Origin of the sequence: Cupriavidus sp. SIMBA_020, assembly GCF_046535395.1 — a bacterium.
Classification (GTDB): domain Bacteria; phylum Pseudomonadota; class Gammaproteobacteria; order Burkholderiales; family Burkholderiaceae; genus Cupriavidus; species Cupriavidus campinensis.
The window spans coordinates 1-259 of the sequence record NZ_JAWRWU010000971.1 but is presented as its reverse complement, the minus strand read 5'-3'; the positions used below and the strand labels follow the sequence as shown (position 1 = coordinate 259).

Here is a 259-nt window from a genome sequence, read left to right as displayed (position 1 = left end):
CCATTTTTTTTACGGGAATCCAATCGTGACCGAAACGACGACGCTCCCGAAAAAGACCGGGGGCCGCACCGCGGGCAGCAAGTCGCTGACCGAGAAGCAGAAGGCTGAAGCCTGCGCGCTCTATCAGGCAGGCGAACTGACGCTCGACCAGCTCGCGAAGCGCTACGGGCGCACGCCGCGCGCGATGAGTGCGCTGTTTGCGAAGGAGGGCGTCAAGAAGGGCGAGAAGCGCGCGGAAGTGCACGCCGCGATCACCCAG

Annotated in this window: 1 protein-coding gene; it reads left to right on the top strand. The window is 64.1% G+C overall.

Annotated elements, in window-relative coordinates; genetic code table 11:
• Positions 1-25: 25 nt before the first annotated feature.
• The coding region (locus tag SB751_RS32355; RefSeq protein WP_410749304.1) for a hypothetical protein at positions 26-259 on the top strand (234 nt) is incomplete at its 3' end.